Genomic DNA, 291 nt, shown 5'->3' on the forward strand with positions numbered 1-291 from the left:
GCTATCTGATGATCGGCGCAAACCAGGAGCACGGCATTCTTGCACCGGCCGATGCCGGCCACGCTCCTGATCACGGCGATCTGAAGGCCCGCTTTCCGATCGGCAGCCGGCTGCGCATCCTGCCCAATCACGCGTGTGCAACGGGCGCGCAGTTCCCCGAATATCACGCGCTGCAAGCAACGGGAGAACTCGCCGTGTGGAGCCGCCTGCATGGCTGGTGAAACTCGCGGACCTGCTTGTGAGCCCGCGCCCGCGGCTAACCAAACTCGTCCGGATAAAGCGCCGCGCTGC

The 291-nt window shown here is 65.3% G+C and carries 1 pseudogene; it reads left to right on the plus strand.

Features of this window, described 5'->3' with window-relative positions:
- Nucleotides 1-221, plus strand: a pseudogene (locus tag SB753_RS36335) (DSD1 family PLP-dependent enzyme); the annotation flags it as partial.
- Nucleotides 222-291: the final 70 nt, after the last annotated feature.

It is taken from the genome of Paraburkholderia sp. SIMBA_053 (genome assembly GCF_046534895.1).
Taxonomy (GTDB): Bacteria; Pseudomonadota; Gammaproteobacteria; order Burkholderiales; family Burkholderiaceae; genus Paraburkholderia; species Paraburkholderia caledonica.